Below are 14,087 nucleotides of genomic sequence, written 5' to 3'. Positions count from 1 at the left end.
CATCAGCACAATGCGGTCGGCTGCAGCTCGCTGGCCTTGATCAGGTTCACCCCCGCCGCGCGCATCTGCCGGGTGGCCTTGTCCAGCGAGCCGTCCATGTCGATGGCCCGGCAGGCATCGACGATCACGAAGGTATTGAACCCCGCCGCCCGCGCATCCAGCGCCGACCAGGCCACGCAGTAGTCCAGGGCCAGCCCCACCAGATACACCGTGTCGATGCCGCGCTGGCTCAGGTAGCCCGCCAGGCCGGTCGTGGTGCTGCGGTCCGCCTCGACGAAGGCCGAGTAACTGTCGATATCCGGATTGCAGCCCTTGCGCAGGATCAACTGGGCGTGGGGCAGGTTGAGCTTGGGGTGCAGTTCGGCGCCACGGCTGGCCTGCACGCAATGGTCCGGCCAGAGCACCTGCGGACCATAGGGCAATTGGATGATGTCGTTGGGCGCGTGGCCGTCGTGGCTGGAGGCGAACGAGATATGCCCGGCCGGGTGCCAGTCCTGGGCGATCACCACCTGCTTGAAGTGGCTGCCCAGGCGATTGATCAAGGGTACGATCTGGTCGCCTCCGGGCACGGCCAGCGCGCCACCGGGGATGAAGTCGTTCTGTACGTCGATGACCAGCAGCGCCTTGCGTGAGCGACGGCTGCTGGCGGTTTTGGCAGTAGGCATGTGCAAGCTCCCTGGGTTGAGCAATGAGTCCATTCTCCCAGAGCATAGCGTGCCCGTTCCATGGCGCCGTTCCGCCGGTCAGGGCGTGGGAATCGACTGACCTCGGGTCTTGCCGCCAGCGGCGATGACCTCTTCATAGCGGTCATGGGGGAGCAGGCCACTGGCCTGGTCGGTGCGGTCGGCGTCCGGTAGCCGGGTGGTGCGCTGGCTGATGCAGCGTTGGTTCTTACTGTCCCAGACCTGGCCGTCCGGGCAGTTGACGGCGACCGCCAGCAAGGTCGTCAGCAGGCCGCCGGCGAGCAATAGCGGGGCGCCGAAGGCGAGGGGAGGGAGGTTCATCGCGCGGTCTCCATGCGGATAGCGGTCCCTCCATTAAAGGTCCATCGCCCTGGCCGCGCTGCCCAAACTGACAGATTTTTCATGCCGTCAGTCGCCTGGGCGGGGCTATGCTGGGCAGCACTGGCCAATGATCTGGAGCCGACCGATGAAAGACCCGCAACCTGCGATCCATCATGCTGCCGCCGACGGCTACAAGGGCGCGGCCGACACCTACGTGCGTGGCCGCCCGGACTACCCGCCGGCGCTGGACCAGTGGCTGCGCACAAGCCTGGGCTTGCAGGCCGGCCAGGTGGCGGTCGATCTCGGCGCCGGCACCGGCAAGTTTACCGGGCGCCTGCTGGCCACCGGGGCGCGGGTGATTGCCGTGGAGCCGGTGGCGCAGATGCGCGCCAGGCTCGCCGCCAGCTATCCCCAGGCCGAAGCCCTGAGCGGCACCGCCACTGCTATTGCGCTGGCCGACGAATCGGTGGACGCCGTGGTCTGCGCCCAGGCCTTTCACTGGTTCGCCAGCCATGAGGCGTTGAGCGAAATCGCCCGGGTGCTCAAGCCGGGCGGCCGCCTGGGCCTGGTGTGGAACCTGCGCGATGCGCGGGTGCCGTGGGTGCAGCGCCTCGATCGGATCGTCAACGCCCTGCAAGGCGATACGCCGCGCTATTACACCGGGGCTTGGCGCCAGGCCTTTCCCCATCCGAGTTTCACGCCCTTGCAGGAGCAGCACTTTCGCAACAGCCACAGCGGCGCGCCGCAGAACGTGATTTTCGATCGGGTGCGCTCCACCAGCTTTATTGCGGCCTTGCCGGATGCGCAGAGGGCGGAGGTCGACCGGCAGATCGCCGCCTTGATCGCCGAAGAACCGGAGCTGCGGGATAAATGCGTGGTCAGCGTGCCTTACGAAACCGCGGCGTTCTGGGCCCACAAAATCCCGTGATCCGCCAATCCTCCTGCCCGCAACCCATAGAGAATAGATAGGCCGTTGTGTGGCCAGTCCCGGTTTTGGCCGATGCGCTGCCTTACTGCGCGGCACAGGCCCTTGCTATAGTTCGGGCCTCATTTTTTTGCCCGGTAAGGAATGCTGCCATGTCCGAATATCAAGCCTTTCGCGTCGAACTTGCTGACAACATCGCCCATGTGCAGATCAACCGGCCGGAAAAGATCAACTCGATGAACGCCGCGTTCTGGAGCGAGATCATCGAGGTCTTCCGCTGGATCGACGACACCGACGCGGTCCGCGTGGTGGTGCTGAGCGGCGCCGGCAAGCACTTTTCTTCCGGCATCGACCTGATGATGCTGGCCGGCGTGGCCAACGAACTGGGCAAGGACGTCGGGCGCAACGCGCGCCTGCTGCGGCGCAAGATCCTGCAGCTGCAGGCATCCTTCAATGCCGTCGACAACTGCCGCAAGCCGGTGCTGGCGGCGATCCAGGGTTACTGCCTGGGCGGCGCCATCGACCTGATCGCCGCCTGCGACATGCGCTACGCCGCCGCGGACGCGCAATTCTCGATCAAGGAAATCGATATCGGCATGGCCGCCGATGTCGGCACGTTGCAACGTTTGCCGCGTATCATCGGTGACGGCATGCTGCGCGAACTGGCTTACACTGGGCGCACCTTCGGCGCCGAGGAGGCACGCAGCATCGGCCTGGTCAATCGCACCTACGCCGACAGTGAAAGCCTGCTCGACGGCGTGATGGGCATTGCCCGGGAAATCGCCAGCAAGTCGCCGATCGCCGTCAGCGGTACCAAGGAAATGATCAGCTACATGCGCGACCATCGCATCGACGACGGCCTGGAATACATCGCTACCTGGAACGCCGCCATGCTGCAATCCACCGACCTGCGCGTGGCCATGGCCGCCCATATGAGCAAACAGAAACCTGAATTTCTGGACTGATTGAACATGACTTCACGCTGGACCACCGCAGTACTGGATATCGACCTTCCCGGCGGCTGGGCCGTGGCCCGCGGCCCGCAGGGCTTTCTGTTCGACGACAACGGCGCGCTGTTCCCCCGCGAATGGCTCAAGCGCCAGGACCTGCCGATCCTCGCCGAGCACGGCATCGGCCACCTGGATGGCGAGCCGGTGTACCTGCTGGAGCTCAAGAGCGTTTCCGAGGTGCCGGGCTGCAACTGGAAAGGCCTGCGGGCGTTCATGCTCGACGGCGATCACACCCTGTACAAGGTCCTGGGCTATGCCGCGCAGATCGGCACCTGGGCCCGCGAGCACCGCTTCTGCGGCAACTGCGGCCAGCCCATGACCCAGGTGATGCGCGAGCGGGCGATGTACTGCGAGCCCTGCGACCTGCGCAGCTACCCGCGGATTTCGCCGAGCATGATCGTGCTGATCACTCGCGGCGACGAGGTGTTGCTGGCGCGGTCGCCGCGTTTCGTCCCCGGGGTCTACAGCACCCTGGCCGGGTTCGCCGAGCCGGGCGAATCGGCCGAGGACTGCCTGGTGCGCGAGGTGCGCGAAGAGGTGCAGATCGAGGTCAAGAATATCCAGTACATCGGCAGCCAGTGCTGGCCGTTCCCGCATTCGATGATGCTGGGTTTTCATGCCGAGTACGCCGGCGGCGAGATCGTGCCGCAGGAAGACGAGATCGAGGATGCGCAGTGGTTCAACGTGCATGCGTTGCCGCCGCTGCCGGCGTCACGCTCGATTGCCCGTTACCTGATCGATCTGTATGTGGCCCGGCGCCTGGGCTTGGCGGAGCCTGTATTGCCGGGTTGAGCCCCGGCTGGAAGCAAGCTGGAAGGAGCTGGAAACAAACAGCGCGGGCGAATCCATTGGGTTCGCCCGCTGTCGTTTCAGTGGGTCAAACGGCGCTGAACCAGTGCTGCCAGGCCAGGCGCACGGTCAGGCCCAGGACCACGGTGATGAACACCGGGCGAATGAATTTCGCGCCGCCGCTGATGGCGGTGCGGGCGCCGAAGAAGGCGCCGACCATCAGCGACAGGCCCATGCTCAGGCCGATGGCCCAATCCACCTGACCGGAGAAAATGAAGATCGACAGCGCCGCCGCGTTGCTGACGAAGTTCATGCTGCGCGCCACGCCGCTGGCCTTGACCAGGTCGATGGGGTAGAGCAGCAGGCTGCTGACGGTCCAGAAGGCGCCAGTGCCGGGGCCGGCCACGCCGTCGTAGAAACCGAGGCTGAAGCCCTGGGTCGATTGCCACTTTTTCTTGATCGGTGCTTCGCTGTCCAGCGGCGCTTTCGGCGTGCCGCCGAACAGCAGGTACACGCCACAGGCGAAGACGATCACCGGCAGCATCTTGTTCAGCCATTCGGCCGGCAGGTAATGGGCCACCACCGCGCCGCTCAGCGCACCCACCAGGGTGCCGACGAGGGCGTGGGTCCATTGCCGCGGGTGGAACAGCTTGCGCCGGTAGAAGGTGAAGCTGGCGGTGGCCGAGCCGAAGGTCGAACTCAGCTTGTTGGTGCCCAGCACCAGGTGCGGCGGCAGGCCGGCGGTGAGCAGCGCCGGGGTGGTGAGCAGGCCGCCGCCGCCGGCAATGGCATCGATAAAGCCGGCAATGAAGGCGACGAGGGCCAGAATGGCGAGGGTGGTCAAATCTACGCTGAGTTCGAAAGGCATGGGATCGACTTATTTCGGCGGGGCGCAGAAGAGCTGCGCGAAAGGTCGGTATCTTACCCATAACCTTTCACGACCGCGACCGTCCCCATTCTGTAGGAGCGGCCGGTCGACGCTCCTACGTTGAGGGCGGTGAGGCTGCTATTGGCGCTGCGGCCCGTTACCGATCTGCCACACGAACGGCGGTTCGCTGCCATTGATCAGCCAATCGCCGACGATGCGCGCCTTGTAGATCACCGGGTTGTGCGACGACAGGGTACGGGCGTTGCGCCAGTGACGGTCGAGGGCCTTGCCCTGGCGGATATCCGAAGCGCCCAGGGCATTGAACAGTTCGCTGGTGGCGCGCTGGATCAGCTCGGTGACCACCACCTGGGCCGTGGCCGACTGGATTTCCGCGGCGACATTGGCTGCCCGCTCTGCCTCGTCATTCCCGGCAAAACGTGCCAGGTACGCCTGCTGCGCCGGTTGCGCCGCGCGCACCGCGCTGGCCTCGGCGGCGTACACCAGGGCCGAGATTTCCCCGACCACCTGCTGCACCTGGGTATCCTCGCTGGCCCGGGGCGCGTTGCCGTGGCTGTAGATGCGTTTGCGCGCGCGCACCTCGTGGGCCACATCGCGCACCGCGGCGCGGCCGACGCCCGCCAGTGTCGCCAGCAGCACCAACTGATAGAACGCGGTCTGGTATTTGAAGCGGGTGGCGAAGTCGATAAGGTTCTCGGCCTCCACTTCGGCATCGACAAAGCGCGAGGAGCCGCTGCCCGTGGTGCGCTGGCCGAAGCCGTCCCAATCGTCGCTCTGCACGATGCCCGGCTGGCGGGTGCGCACCGCGGCGATCACGTCGCCACCGGTGTCGCTGCGCCGGGCGTAGACATCGATCCAGTCGGAGAAAATGCTCCCGGTGCTGTAGAACTTCTCGCCGTTGAGCCGCCACTTGTCGCCGGCCGGCGAGACCTGGGTGATCACCTCGCCAATGGCCACGCTACCGATCTCGGTCCAGGCGCAACCGACGATGTCGCCCTCGACGAAACGCTTGAACCACAGGTCCCGTGCCGGCCCCGGGGCAGCGTTGAGGCGGTCCTCGGCAAAGGCGAAATGCCCGCGCAAGGCTTGCGGCACGTTGGAGTCGGCCTCGGCCAGTTCGATCAGCAACTGGAACAACTGCGGCAGGGAGGCGCCGCCGCCACCATATTCCACCGGCACCCGCACCGCGCCAAAACCGGCCTCCTTGAGCCACCCGATCGCCTCGTACGGCAGGCTGCGCGATTGCTCGCGCTCCACCGCGCCGGCGGCGATCCGCTTGAAGATCGGGCGGAAGCGCCCGGCCAGGGCTTCGTAGTCGACGCCTACGGACAATGGATTGATCACCTGGTGTTCGGTCATGGGCACAGCTCCTTGAGTCGGCAGTGAAAGCGTGGTTTGCGCGGAGGGGATTGCATGGTCCGTGCCGGGAGGCGGGCGGCTGTAATCAGCGGGCCAGGCGCAGGGCGGCTGGTCGGCAACTGTTGCCCAGCCAACAGCGCATCAACAAATCGACCTGTTCACATAGGGTTCGACGGTCTACCTGTAGCCGCTGCCGCAGGCTGCGAAAAGGCCCGAAGGGCCTTCCTGCGTCGGCACAGGCAGCGTCTGCTGCGCAGCCGATCGCAGCCTGCGGCAGCGGCTACAGGGACGCGCGGCCCTGGAGTTTTCCGGCTGGCACGGTTGCTGCTCTGTTCCCCGGACACTTCAGTCGCGAGGACACGCCAATGAGTCAGCAAGCCGTCAAATTTGCCTACTGGGTACCGAACGTCAGCGGCGGGCTGGTGGTCAGCAAGATCGAACAACGCACCCACTGGGGCATCGACTACAACCGCAAGCTGGCGCAGCTGGCCGAGGCCGCCGGGTTCGAGTACGCCCTGACCCAGATCCGCTTCACCGCCGGCTACGGCGCCGAGTTCCAGCATGAGTCCGTGGCGTTCAGCCATGCGCTGCTGGCCGCCACCGACAAGCTCAAGGTGATCGCGGCGATCCTGCCCGGCCCCTGGCAACCGGCGCTGGCGGCCAAGCAGCTGGCGACCATCGACCAGCTGACCCATGGTCGGATCGCGGTGAATATCGTCAGCGGCTGGTTCAAGGGCGAATTCCAGGCCATCGGCGAACACTGGCTGGAGCACGACGAGCGTTATCGGCGTTCCGAAGAATTCATCCGTTCCCTCAAGGGCATCTGGAGCCAGGACAACTTCAGCTTCCGTGGCGACTTCTATCGCTTCGACAACTACAGCCTCAAGCCCAAGCCGCTGGGTCAGCCGGAAGTGTTCCAGGGCGGCAGTTCCCGCGCCGCGCGGGACATGGCGGCACGCGTCTCCGACTGGTATTTCACCAACGGCAACACGCCGGAAGGCATCAAGGCCCAGGTTGACGACATCCGTGCCAAGGCCGCGGCGAACAAGCATTCGGTGAAGGTCGGGGTCAATGCCTTCGTGATTGCCCGCGACACCGAGGAGGAAGCACACGCGGTGCTGGCCGAGATCATCGACCAGGCCGATCCGGAAGCGGTGAACGCCTTTGGCGACGCGGCGAAGCAGGCGGGCAAGGCCTCGCCGGAAGGCGAGGGCAACTGGGCCAAATCTACCTTCGAGGACCTGGTGCAGTACAACGACGGGTTCAAGACCAACCTGATCGGCACGCCGCAGCAGATCGCCGAGCGCATCGTCGCCTTGAAGGCAGTAGGCGTGGACCTGGTGCTGGCGGGGTTCCTGCATTTCCAGGAAGAGGTGGAGTACTTCGGCAAGCGTGTGTTGCCACTGGTGCGCGAGCTGGAAGCCAAGGCGGCGCTGAAGCGGCAGGATGCCGCGGCTTGAGGTGGACTGTAGGAGCGAAGCTTGCTCGCGATAGCGGTTTAGCGGACACACCGCGTCGCCAGCATCGCGCGCAATCGTAAGCGTCGACCGGCCGCTCCTACAGAAGAAGGTTACAGGCCCAGGTCGGACAGCCCCGGATGGTCATCCGGGCGCCGGCCCAGCGGCCAGTGGAACTTGCGCTCGCTTTCCTTGATCGGCATGTCGTTGATGCAGGCGTAGCGGTTGGCCATCAGGCCGTGCTCGTCGAACTCCCAGTTCTCGTTGCCGTAGGAGCGGAACCAGTTGCCCGAGTCGTCGTGCCATTCGTAGGCGTAACGCACGGCGATGCGGTTGTCGGTAAAGGCCCAGAGTTCCTTGATCAGGCGATAGTCCAGTTCCTTGGCCCATTTGCGGGTCAAAAAACCCTTGGCTTCTTCACGGTTGTGGGCGAACTCGGCGCGGTTACGCCATTGGGTGTCCAGGGTGTAGGCCAGGGACACCCGCTGCGGGTCGCGGGAGTTCCAACCGTCTTCGGCCAGGCGGACCTTTTCAATGGCCGATTCGCGGGTGAAAGGGGGAAGTGGCGGACGAACTTCAGCGTTAGATGACATTTAAAGTCTCCAATGAAAGTTGAGGTTCAGCAGTGTCGAACTTGTTTTAAATGATTACAGGTCCAATAACTTTCGCGCCATGCATTGCGCATTATCGGCGGCACTGCGATCACCCATCACAAGTGCAACGGTAATGGCCCCGTCAATCAGGATCAGCAGCTGTCTGGCTTGCTCCTCCGGATCTTCGGTGCCGGGTTTTTCCGAGGCGTGTTCCTTGCAGAGCTCGAACACGTAGTCGAACAGTTTCTGTTTGTGCGCCCTGGCCACCACCCGTACCGGGTCCTGCGGGTCGCCGGTCTCGCCGCTGGTATTGATGAAGGCGCAGCCGCGAAAGTCCTCCGAGGCGAACCAGCCGCCCAGCACCGTGAACAGGTTGAGCAGGCGCGCGGCCGCGGTCGGGGCCTTGTCCACTTCGCTGCGAAACCAGTGCATCCAGCGCAGGTCGCGGCGTTGCAGGGCGGCCACCACCAGTTCGTCCTTGGTGGTGAAGTAGCGGTAGATGCTCTTTCTGGAGACGCCGGCGGTCTTCACCAGAAGATCCATGCCCGTGGCGGCGATGCCACTTTTATAGATCAACTTTTCGGTGACATCCAGAATGATATCGCGTGTGTCGTTGCTAGTGATTTCGTTCATGTTGCGTACAGTAGAACGATCGTTCTCCTTGGTCAACAAGTTATTTTCGATCGATGAATTTATTGTCGCGACCCATCCCGTCACCCGCGCTTGCGCGGCAGGCGCCAGAGGGCAGGCGACAAATCTTCACAGCGCCCCGCAAGACCCGGGCCGGCACCTTGGTGTAAGCTCTTGCGCTCTTTTGGATTCGACCTTCTGCGAGCCCTATGCCGTCGCTTTTCAAACGTTCCCTGCTGCCAAAATTGCGCAGCTTCCCGCTGGCTGCCGATGACCTGTCCATCCTCAATGGCGCCGCCGAATTCCGCCGTTGCCTGCTGGAGAAGATCGCCCAGGCCACCCGGCGCATCTATATCGTCGCGCTCTACCTGCAACAGGACGAGGCCGGCCAGGAAATTCTCGATGTCTTGCACGCCGCCAAGGCCGCGCGTCCGGAGCTGGACGTGGTGGTCGTGGTCGACTGGCTGCGCGCCCAGCGCGGGCTGATCGGCGCCGGCAAGCAGCCGGGCAACTCGGCCTGGTACCAGGAAATGACCCGCACCCACGAAAGCGTAGTGCCGGTGTACGGCGTGCCGGTGCAGACCCGCGAACTGTTCGGCGTGCTGCACCTGAAGGGTTTCGTGATCGACGATTGCGTGATCTACAGCGGCGCCAGCCTGAACAACGTGTACCTGCACAAGTTCGACAAATACCGCTTCGACCGCTATCACCTGTTGCACAACCGCGAGCTGGCCGACTCCATGCAGCACCTGGTCCAGCATGGCCTGGTGGCGTCGCGGGCGGTGCATCGCCTGGACCTGCCGAACCTGCCGACCACCCGCAGCCTGCGCAACGACATCGGCGACCTGCGCAGCCGCCTCAAGCACGCGGCCTACGACACCAGTGCCGGCGGGGTGCTCAAGGACCAGTTGTCGGTCAGCCCGCTGCTCGGGGTGGGCAAGAACAACCCGCTGAGCCGGGTCATCTGCGAACTGATCGCCAGCGCCCAGCAGCAACTGACGATCTGCACGCCGTACTTCAACCTGCCGCTGGCGGTGACCCGGGAAATCAACCGCGCCCTGGCGCGCGGGGTGAAGATCGACATCATCGTCGGCGACAAGACCGCCAACGACTTCTACATTCCGCCGAGCGAGCCGTTCAAGGTCATCGCCGCGCTGCCGTACCTCTATGAGATCAGCCTGCGGCGCTTCGCCAAGAGGCATCAGAAGGCCATCGACAGCGGCCGCCTGAACCTGCACCTGTGGCGCGATGGCGACAACACCTACCACCTCAAGGGCATGTGGGTGGACCAGCGCTACACCTTGCTCACCGGCAACAACCTCAACCCGCGGGCCTTCCGCCTCGACCTGGAAAACGCCTTGCTGCTCGACGACCCCAAGGGCGAGTTGCTGGAACCGCGGCGCCAGGAGCTGGAAACGATCTTCCGCCACACCCGGCGCATCGAGCACTTCCAGCGCCTGGAAACCCTGGTGGACTACCCGGCGGCCGTCGGCAAGTTCCTGCGCCGGGTCAGCCGGGTGCGCATCGAGCGGTTGCTCTACCGCATCCTCTGAGGTCCGCGGCGAACGATCCACGATGGGGTCGTTCTTGCTGGCCCTGAAGCCCCTGCGGGGCTTATCGCAGCCTGCGGCAGCGGCTACACGAAGCCAGGCCCCGATCCTGTAGCCGCTGCCGAGCCCGCGAGGCTGCGATAAGGCCCGCAGGGCCTTCATCGATCTTGAGATCGTCGCGCCTCTTCGGGACGTATGCAGCCTGCGGCAGTGGCTACAGCTGTATCAGCGCCCGGATCAGCTGGGGCTTTTCGCCGCCGGCCAGACCGCCACCAACAGCAGCAACAGCGTGGCAATCAGGTAGGGCAGGCGCGGTTCGACGGCGTAGATCAGCGAGCCGGCCAACGGGCCGATCACCACGCCAAACCCCTGGGCCGCGCCAATCGAACCGGCGGTGGCGCCTTGTTCCGAGGCGTCCACGGCGTTGGCCGCCAGGGCAGAGAAGGACGGGAAGATCGCGCCCATGCCCGCCGCCGAGACGAAGAACCCCAGCCACAGTCCCCAGGCGCTTTCCACCAGCATGCAGCCGGCAAAACCGCTGGCGGCCAGCAGCGCGCCGGCGCGGATCATCCGCAGCGGCGGCCATTCGAGTTTGCGCACCACCAGTTGCGAGCAGATCAGCGCCACGCCGACCATGGCCAGGGCGATGCCGGCGGCCTGGGCGGCGTCGGCGCTGTCCAGGCCCAGGCGGTCGAGGGCGTAGAAGCTCACGGTGATCTGCGCGATGGACACGCAAAGCATGGCGACGAAGGCCACCGCCATCGGCCGGCGCAGCCGTGGGTCGCTCAGGCGTACCGAGCGCGGCGCCTGCTTGAGGTGCAGTTCCTGGCGCGGCAGCTTGTACAGCAGCACCAGGAACGCCGCCAGCGGCAGCACGGCCATGGCATACAGCGGCAGGCTCAGGCTGACCCGGGCGAGCAGCGCGGCCACGGCCGGCCCCAGCACCAGGCCGACGGCGTTGGCGGCGCCCAGGGTGGCCATGGCGCGGGCCCGATGTTCGGGTTCGACGTTGTCGGCGATCAGGGCAAAGCCGCCCACCGGAATGGCCGCGTAGAACACCCCGATCAGGCCGCGCCCGAGCATCAGGCCGATAAAGGCCAGCCACATGCCCGGCAGCAGGTGCAGCGAGACATCGATGAACAGGCACAGCGCCCAATAGGCGAGGGTGAAGCCGGCCGTGCCGAGCAGCAGCACCCGACGGCGCCCGAAGCGGTCGCTGGCCTGGCCCCAGGGGCGTGCCAGGAGCATCCAGATCACCCCGGAGACGGTCACCGCCGCGCCGGCCTGCCAGGTGGCCAGGCCGAGCACGCGCACGATCGGACCGATCAGCGAGACGAAGGCCATCATCGACATGGTGCAGGCCATGTAGGCGAGCATCAGCGGCAGCAGTTTGAACGGCGCGGCGGTCTGCGGCGGTTGGGCCGTGGCAGTGGACATGCAGGGTCTTCCATGAAAGTCGGGAGTGCGCGGGACGTTATAGACAAAACGCGCCCGCGCCCAGGGTTATTGGCGCAGGTGATGGTAGCCCAGCAGGGCGGGTGACGGGGCGAGTCATCGGCACGCCGGCCGGACGCTTGCCTGTAGGAGCGAAGCTTGCTCGCGATAGCCGCGCAGCGGCGGTCGTCAAATTTCACCGTGTTGTCCTGGCGAACTTATCGCGAGCAAGCTTCGCTCCTACGCAAGATCGGGCCGGGTACCCGGAGATCAGTCCAGCCCCAGCTTGCCGCGCAGGGTCGAGAGGTCTTCGGCCAGGGTATTGACCGGGCCCACCAGCGCCTTGCGGTCGTTGTCCTTGACCTTGTCGTAGGTCTCGAAGCCGCCGTCGGTGGTTTTGTACTTGGCCAGGATCTTGTTCACCGTGGCGAAGTTCTTGTCGACCTTGGCGACGAAGGCCGGGTCCTGCTGCTCGATCTGCGCACGGAACAGGTCGACGATTTTCTTCGCCCCGTCGATGTTGCCCTGGAAGTCGTAGAGGTCGGTGTGGCTGTAGCGGTCTTCCTCGCCGGAGACCTTGGTCGCGGCCACTTCCTCCAGCAGGGCGGCGGCGCCGCCGACGACTTTTTCCGGTGGGAAGGTCAGGCCGGCGACGCGGGCCTGCAGGTCCTTGACGTCCTTGCTCAGGCGGTCGGCCAGGGCATCCAGGCCCTGGGTGGAGTGCTGGGCGAACAGCGAATACTCGATGCGGTGGAAGCCGGTGAAGTCCTCGGCCTCGACGCCTTGTTCGTGGTCGTCGACCCGCGAGTCGATGGCCGCGTCGAGGTCGCTGAACAGTTCGGCGATCGGCTCGATCGACTCGTAGTACACCCGGGTCGGTGCGTAGAGTTTTTTAGCCGTAGCCAAATCACCTTTCTTCACCGCGTCGGTGAAGGCCTGGGTGTGGCTGGCCAGCTCGTCGAGCTGCTCGGTGACGTAGATCTTGTAGTCGGAAATCGGCCCCACCAGCTCCAGCGGCGAGGTGGCGGCAACCGCCGACAGCGGAACATGCAGCAGGCCAAGGGTCAGCAACACAGCGAGGGGCGACTTTTTCATGGGACGTTTCCGTGGGGGGATGGAGGGTGGTCAGGCACGGGTTTTCGCTTGGGTGGCCTCGAGCAGCGTGCGGCCGAGGAAGTCCTGCTCGCCGCTGACACCGGGCAGGCTGAAGAAATAACCGCCGCCCACCGGCTTGAGGTATTCCTCCAGGGGCTCGCCGTTGAGGCGGGTCTGCACCGCGATGAAGCCTTGCTCCAGGTCGGCCTGGTAGCAGATGAACAGCAGGCCCATGTCCAGTTGGCCGTTCTTGTTCACCCCATTGGAGTAGTTGAACGGCCGGCGCAGGATCAGGTTGCGCTGGGTCTCGGCGGTGCGCGGGTTGGCCAGGCGGATGTGGGCGTCGAGCTTGGTCAGCTGGCCGTGCGGGTCCTTGCGGTAGTCCGGCACCTGATGTTCCTGCTGGCCGTCCATGGGCGCGCCCGAGGCCTTGACCCGGCCGATGATGCTTTGCTGTTCCTGCAAGGGCGTGCGGTCCCAGCGTTCGACGAAGTTGCGGATGATGCGTACCGCCTGATAGCTGCCATGGGCGGCCCAGGCCGGTTCGTCGCTGCCGGGCTGGACCCAGACGATCCGTTCCATGGCCTTGCGGTCGTTGGAGTCGGGGTTGGCCGAGCCGTCGCGAAAACCCAGGAAGTTGCGTGCGCTCTGCGCCGGCTCGCCAGGACGCGCCGGGGCCTGGGGCGGCACGCTGCCTTCCTGCTTCCAGCGCACCAGCAGCAGGTCCGGCAGGTTTTTTACGATGTCGCGCAGGGCGTGGATATTGGTGTCGGTGGTGTTGGCGCAGAACTGCAGGCTCAGGTCGCCGTGGCAGCAGTCGGGTTCCAGCGCATCGTTGGGGAAGCCGACCATGCGTATCAGGCGCTTGGGTTTGGCCGCGGCCAGGCCGAAGCGCTCGTCGAACAGCGAGGCGCCCACCGAGACGGTGATGGTCAGGTTGTCCGGGGTCACCACCGGGCCGAGGATGCCCGAGTCCAGCGGCGGCAGTTTCGGATCGACCTGGGGCACCGGGCCGCCGGTCATCAGGAACTTGATGCGCTGGTCGAGGGTGCGCAGCAGTCGCTCCAGGTCTTCGCGGTCGCTGGCCAGCACGTCGAACGCCACCAGCATGCCGGCCGCCGGGCGCGGGGTGACGATGCCGCTTTGGTGCTGGCCATGGAAGTCATGGCGGTCCTGGGTCTGGTCGCTGCTCGGTGCTTGCGTGACCTGGGCGGCGGCTTTCCCGGTCTGGGCTGCTAGCGCCGGGCAGCTCAGGCTGCTGCCGGCCAGAGCCACACCGGCGGCGCCCATGCCCAGCAGCACGCGACGGCGTTGGGCGGAGAAATCTGGATTGGAAGCGTCTGAATCGTTCATCG

14 protein-coding genes are annotated in these 14,087 nt (G+C 65.4%); 5 read left to right on the top strand and 9 right to left on the bottom strand.

Going from position 1 to position 14,087, the window contains the following annotated elements:
- Positions 1-2: 2 nt before the first annotated feature.
- Both pncA and AC07PQ_RS00615 read right to left on the bottom strand, forming a co-directional pair.
- Positions 3-665 (bottom strand): bifunctional nicotinamidase/pyrazinamidase, encoded by a 663-nt coding sequence (pncA, locus tag AC07PQ_RS00620; RefSeq protein WP_053261447.1) that lies wholly within the window; start codon positions 663-665, stop codon positions 3-5.
- A 78-nt stretch (positions 666-743) separates the two neighbouring features.
- Positions 744-1,004 (bottom strand): hypothetical protein, encoded by a 261-nt coding sequence (locus AC07PQ_RS00615; RefSeq protein WP_493184779.1) that lies wholly within the window; start codon positions 1,002-1,004, stop codon positions 744-746.
- Positions 1,005-1,149: 145 nt separating this feature from the next.
- Here AC07PQ_RS00615 and AC07PQ_RS00610 point away from each other — a divergent pair, with 145 nt between their 5' ends.
- The 3 genes from AC07PQ_RS00610 (at position 1,150) to nudC (ending at position 3,731) form a co-directional block, all read left to right on the top strand.
- Complete coding sequence (locus tag AC07PQ_RS00610) at positions 1,150-1,932, top strand: class I SAM-dependent methyltransferase (protein ID WP_007926533.1); 783 nt, start codon at positions 1,150-1,152, stop codon at positions 1,930-1,932.
- Between the two features lie 149 nt (positions 1,933-2,081).
- Entirely contained in the window at positions 2,082-2,894 is an 813-nt protein-coding gene (locus AC07PQ_RS00605; RefSeq protein WP_007926535.1) for a crotonase/enoyl-CoA hydratase family protein, read from the top strand.
- 6 nt (positions 2,895-2,900) lie between these two features.
- The gene (nudC, locus tag AC07PQ_RS00600) at positions 2,901-3,731 is read left to right on the top strand and encodes an NAD(+) diphosphatase (protein WP_009049279.1); all 831 of its coding nucleotides are present in this window, start codon (positions 2,901-2,903) and stop codon (positions 3,729-3,731) included.
- 85 nt (positions 3,732-3,816) lie between these two features.
- On the opposite strand, the gene AC07PQ_RS00595 is transcribed toward nudC, so the two are convergent.
- Both AC07PQ_RS00595 and AC07PQ_RS00590 read right to left on the bottom strand, forming a co-directional pair.
- A complete protein-coding gene (locus AC07PQ_RS00595) occupies positions 3,817-4,596 on the bottom strand; it encodes a TSUP family transporter (RefSeq protein ID WP_493184780.1) in 780 nt (259 codons plus the stop codon).
- A gap of 138 nt (positions 4,597-4,734) precedes the next feature.
- Entirely contained in the window at positions 4,735-5,973 is a 1,239-nt protein-coding gene (locus tag AC07PQ_RS00590; protein WP_493184781.1) for an acyl-CoA dehydrogenase family protein, read from the bottom strand.
- Between the two features lie 365 nt (positions 5,974-6,338).
- Between AC07PQ_RS00590 and sfnG the strand changes: the two genes are divergently transcribed.
- The gene (gene sfnG / locus AC07PQ_RS00585) at positions 6,339-7,433 is read left to right on the top strand and encodes a dimethylsulfone monooxygenase SfnG (protein ID WP_493184782.1); all 1,095 of its coding nucleotides are present in this window, start codon (positions 6,339-6,341) and stop codon (positions 7,431-7,433) included.
- A gap of 110 nt (positions 7,434-7,543) precedes the next feature.
- Here the strand turns inward: sfnG and AC07PQ_RS00580 are convergent, their stop codons facing one another.
- Positions 7,544-8,023 (bottom strand): nuclear transport factor 2 family protein, encoded by a 480-nt coding sequence (locus AC07PQ_RS00580; RefSeq protein WP_053261441.1) that lies wholly within the window; start codon positions 8,021-8,023, stop codon positions 7,544-7,546.
- 54 nt (positions 8,024-8,077) lie between these two features.
- Entirely contained in the window at positions 8,078-8,656 is a 579-nt protein-coding gene (locus AC07PQ_RS00575; protein ID WP_007932924.1) for a TetR/AcrR family transcriptional regulator, read from the bottom strand.
- A gap of 206 nt (positions 8,657-8,862) precedes the next feature.
- Between AC07PQ_RS00575 and pssA the strand changes: the two genes are divergently transcribed.
- A complete protein-coding gene (gene pssA / locus AC07PQ_RS00570) occupies positions 8,863-10,206 on the top strand; it encodes a CDP-diacylglycerol--serine O-phosphatidyltransferase (RefSeq protein WP_493184783.1) in 1,344 nt (447 codons plus the stop codon).
- Between the two features lie 234 nt (positions 10,207-10,440).
- Here pssA and AC07PQ_RS00565 read toward each other — a convergent pair whose 3' ends face one another.
- From AC07PQ_RS00565 to efeB, 3 genes are all read right to left on the bottom strand, one after another.
- The gene (locus tag AC07PQ_RS00565; RefSeq protein WP_053261438.1) at positions 10,441-11,640 is read right to left on the bottom strand and encodes an MFS transporter; all 1,200 of its coding nucleotides are present in this window, start codon (positions 11,638-11,640) and stop codon (positions 10,441-10,443) included.
- A 267-nt stretch (positions 11,641-11,907) separates the two neighbouring features.
- Positions 11,908-12,732, bottom strand: a complete 825-nt coding sequence (efeO, locus tag AC07PQ_RS00560; protein WP_493184784.1) for an iron uptake system protein EfeO — start codon at positions 12,730-12,732, stop codon at positions 11,908-11,910.
- A gap of 30 nt (positions 12,733-12,762) precedes the next feature.
- A complete protein-coding gene (efeB, locus tag AC07PQ_RS00555; protein ID WP_493184785.1) occupies positions 12,763-14,085 on the bottom strand; it encodes an iron uptake transporter deferrochelatase/peroxidase subunit in 1,323 nt (440 codons plus the stop codon).
- Positions 14,086-14,087 lie beyond the last annotated feature (2 nt).

This window comes from Pseudomonas sp. GW821-FHT09E12 (assembly GCF_059416085.1).
Note: the sequence above shows the minus strand (reverse complement) of the source record. Positions and strands in the feature narration are given on the sequence as shown.

Excerpts from the sequence above, each read along its gene's own strand:
- pncA (WP_053261447.1), bottom strand. The coding sequence starts at position 665 with ATGCCTACTGCCAAAACCGCCAGCAGCCGTCGCTCACGCAAGGCGCTG.
- AC07PQ_RS00615 (WP_493184779.1), bottom strand. The coding sequence starts at position 1,004 with ATGAACCTCCCTCCCCTCGCCTTCGGCGCCCCGCTATTGCTCGCCGGC.
- AC07PQ_RS00610 (WP_007926533.1), top strand. The coding sequence starts at position 1,150 with ATGAAAGACCCGCAACCTGCGATCCATCATGCTGCCGCCGACGGCTAC.
- AC07PQ_RS00605 (WP_007926535.1), top strand. The coding sequence starts at position 2,082 with ATGTCCGAATATCAAGCCTTTCGCGTCGAACTTGCTGACAACATCGCC.
- nudC (WP_009049279.1), top strand. The coding sequence starts at position 2,901 with ATGACTTCACGCTGGACCACCGCAGTACTGGATATCGACCTTCCCGGC.
- AC07PQ_RS00595 (WP_493184780.1), bottom strand. The coding sequence starts at position 4,596 with ATGCCTTTCGAACTCAGCGTAGATTTGACCACCCTCGCCATTCTGGCC.
- AC07PQ_RS00590 (WP_493184781.1), bottom strand. The coding sequence starts at position 5,973 with ATGACCGAACACCAGGTGATCAATCCATTGTCCGTAGGCGTCGACTAC.
- sfnG (WP_493184782.1), top strand. The coding sequence starts at position 6,339 with ATGAGTCAGCAAGCCGTCAAATTTGCCTACTGGGTACCGAACGTCAGC.
- AC07PQ_RS00580 (WP_053261441.1), bottom strand. The coding sequence starts at position 8,023 with ATGTCATCTAACGCTGAAGTTCGTCCGCCACTTCCCCCTTTCACCCGC.
- AC07PQ_RS00575 (WP_007932924.1), bottom strand. The coding sequence starts at position 8,656 with ATGAACGAAATCACTAGCAACGACACACGCGATATCATTCTGGATGTC.
- pssA (WP_493184783.1), top strand. The coding sequence starts at position 8,863 with ATGCCGTCGCTTTTCAAACGTTCCCTGCTGCCAAAATTGCGCAGCTTC.
- AC07PQ_RS00565 (WP_053261438.1), bottom strand. The coding sequence starts at position 11,640 with ATGTCCACTGCCACGGCCCAACCGCCGCAGACCGCCGCGCCGTTCAAA.
- efeO (WP_493184784.1), bottom strand. The coding sequence starts at position 12,732 with ATGAAAAAGTCGCCCCTCGCTGTGTTGCTGACCCTTGGCCTGCTGCAT.
- efeB (WP_493184785.1), bottom strand. The coding sequence starts at position 14,085 with ATGAACGATTCAGACGCTTCCAATCCAGATTTCTCCGCCCAACGCCGT.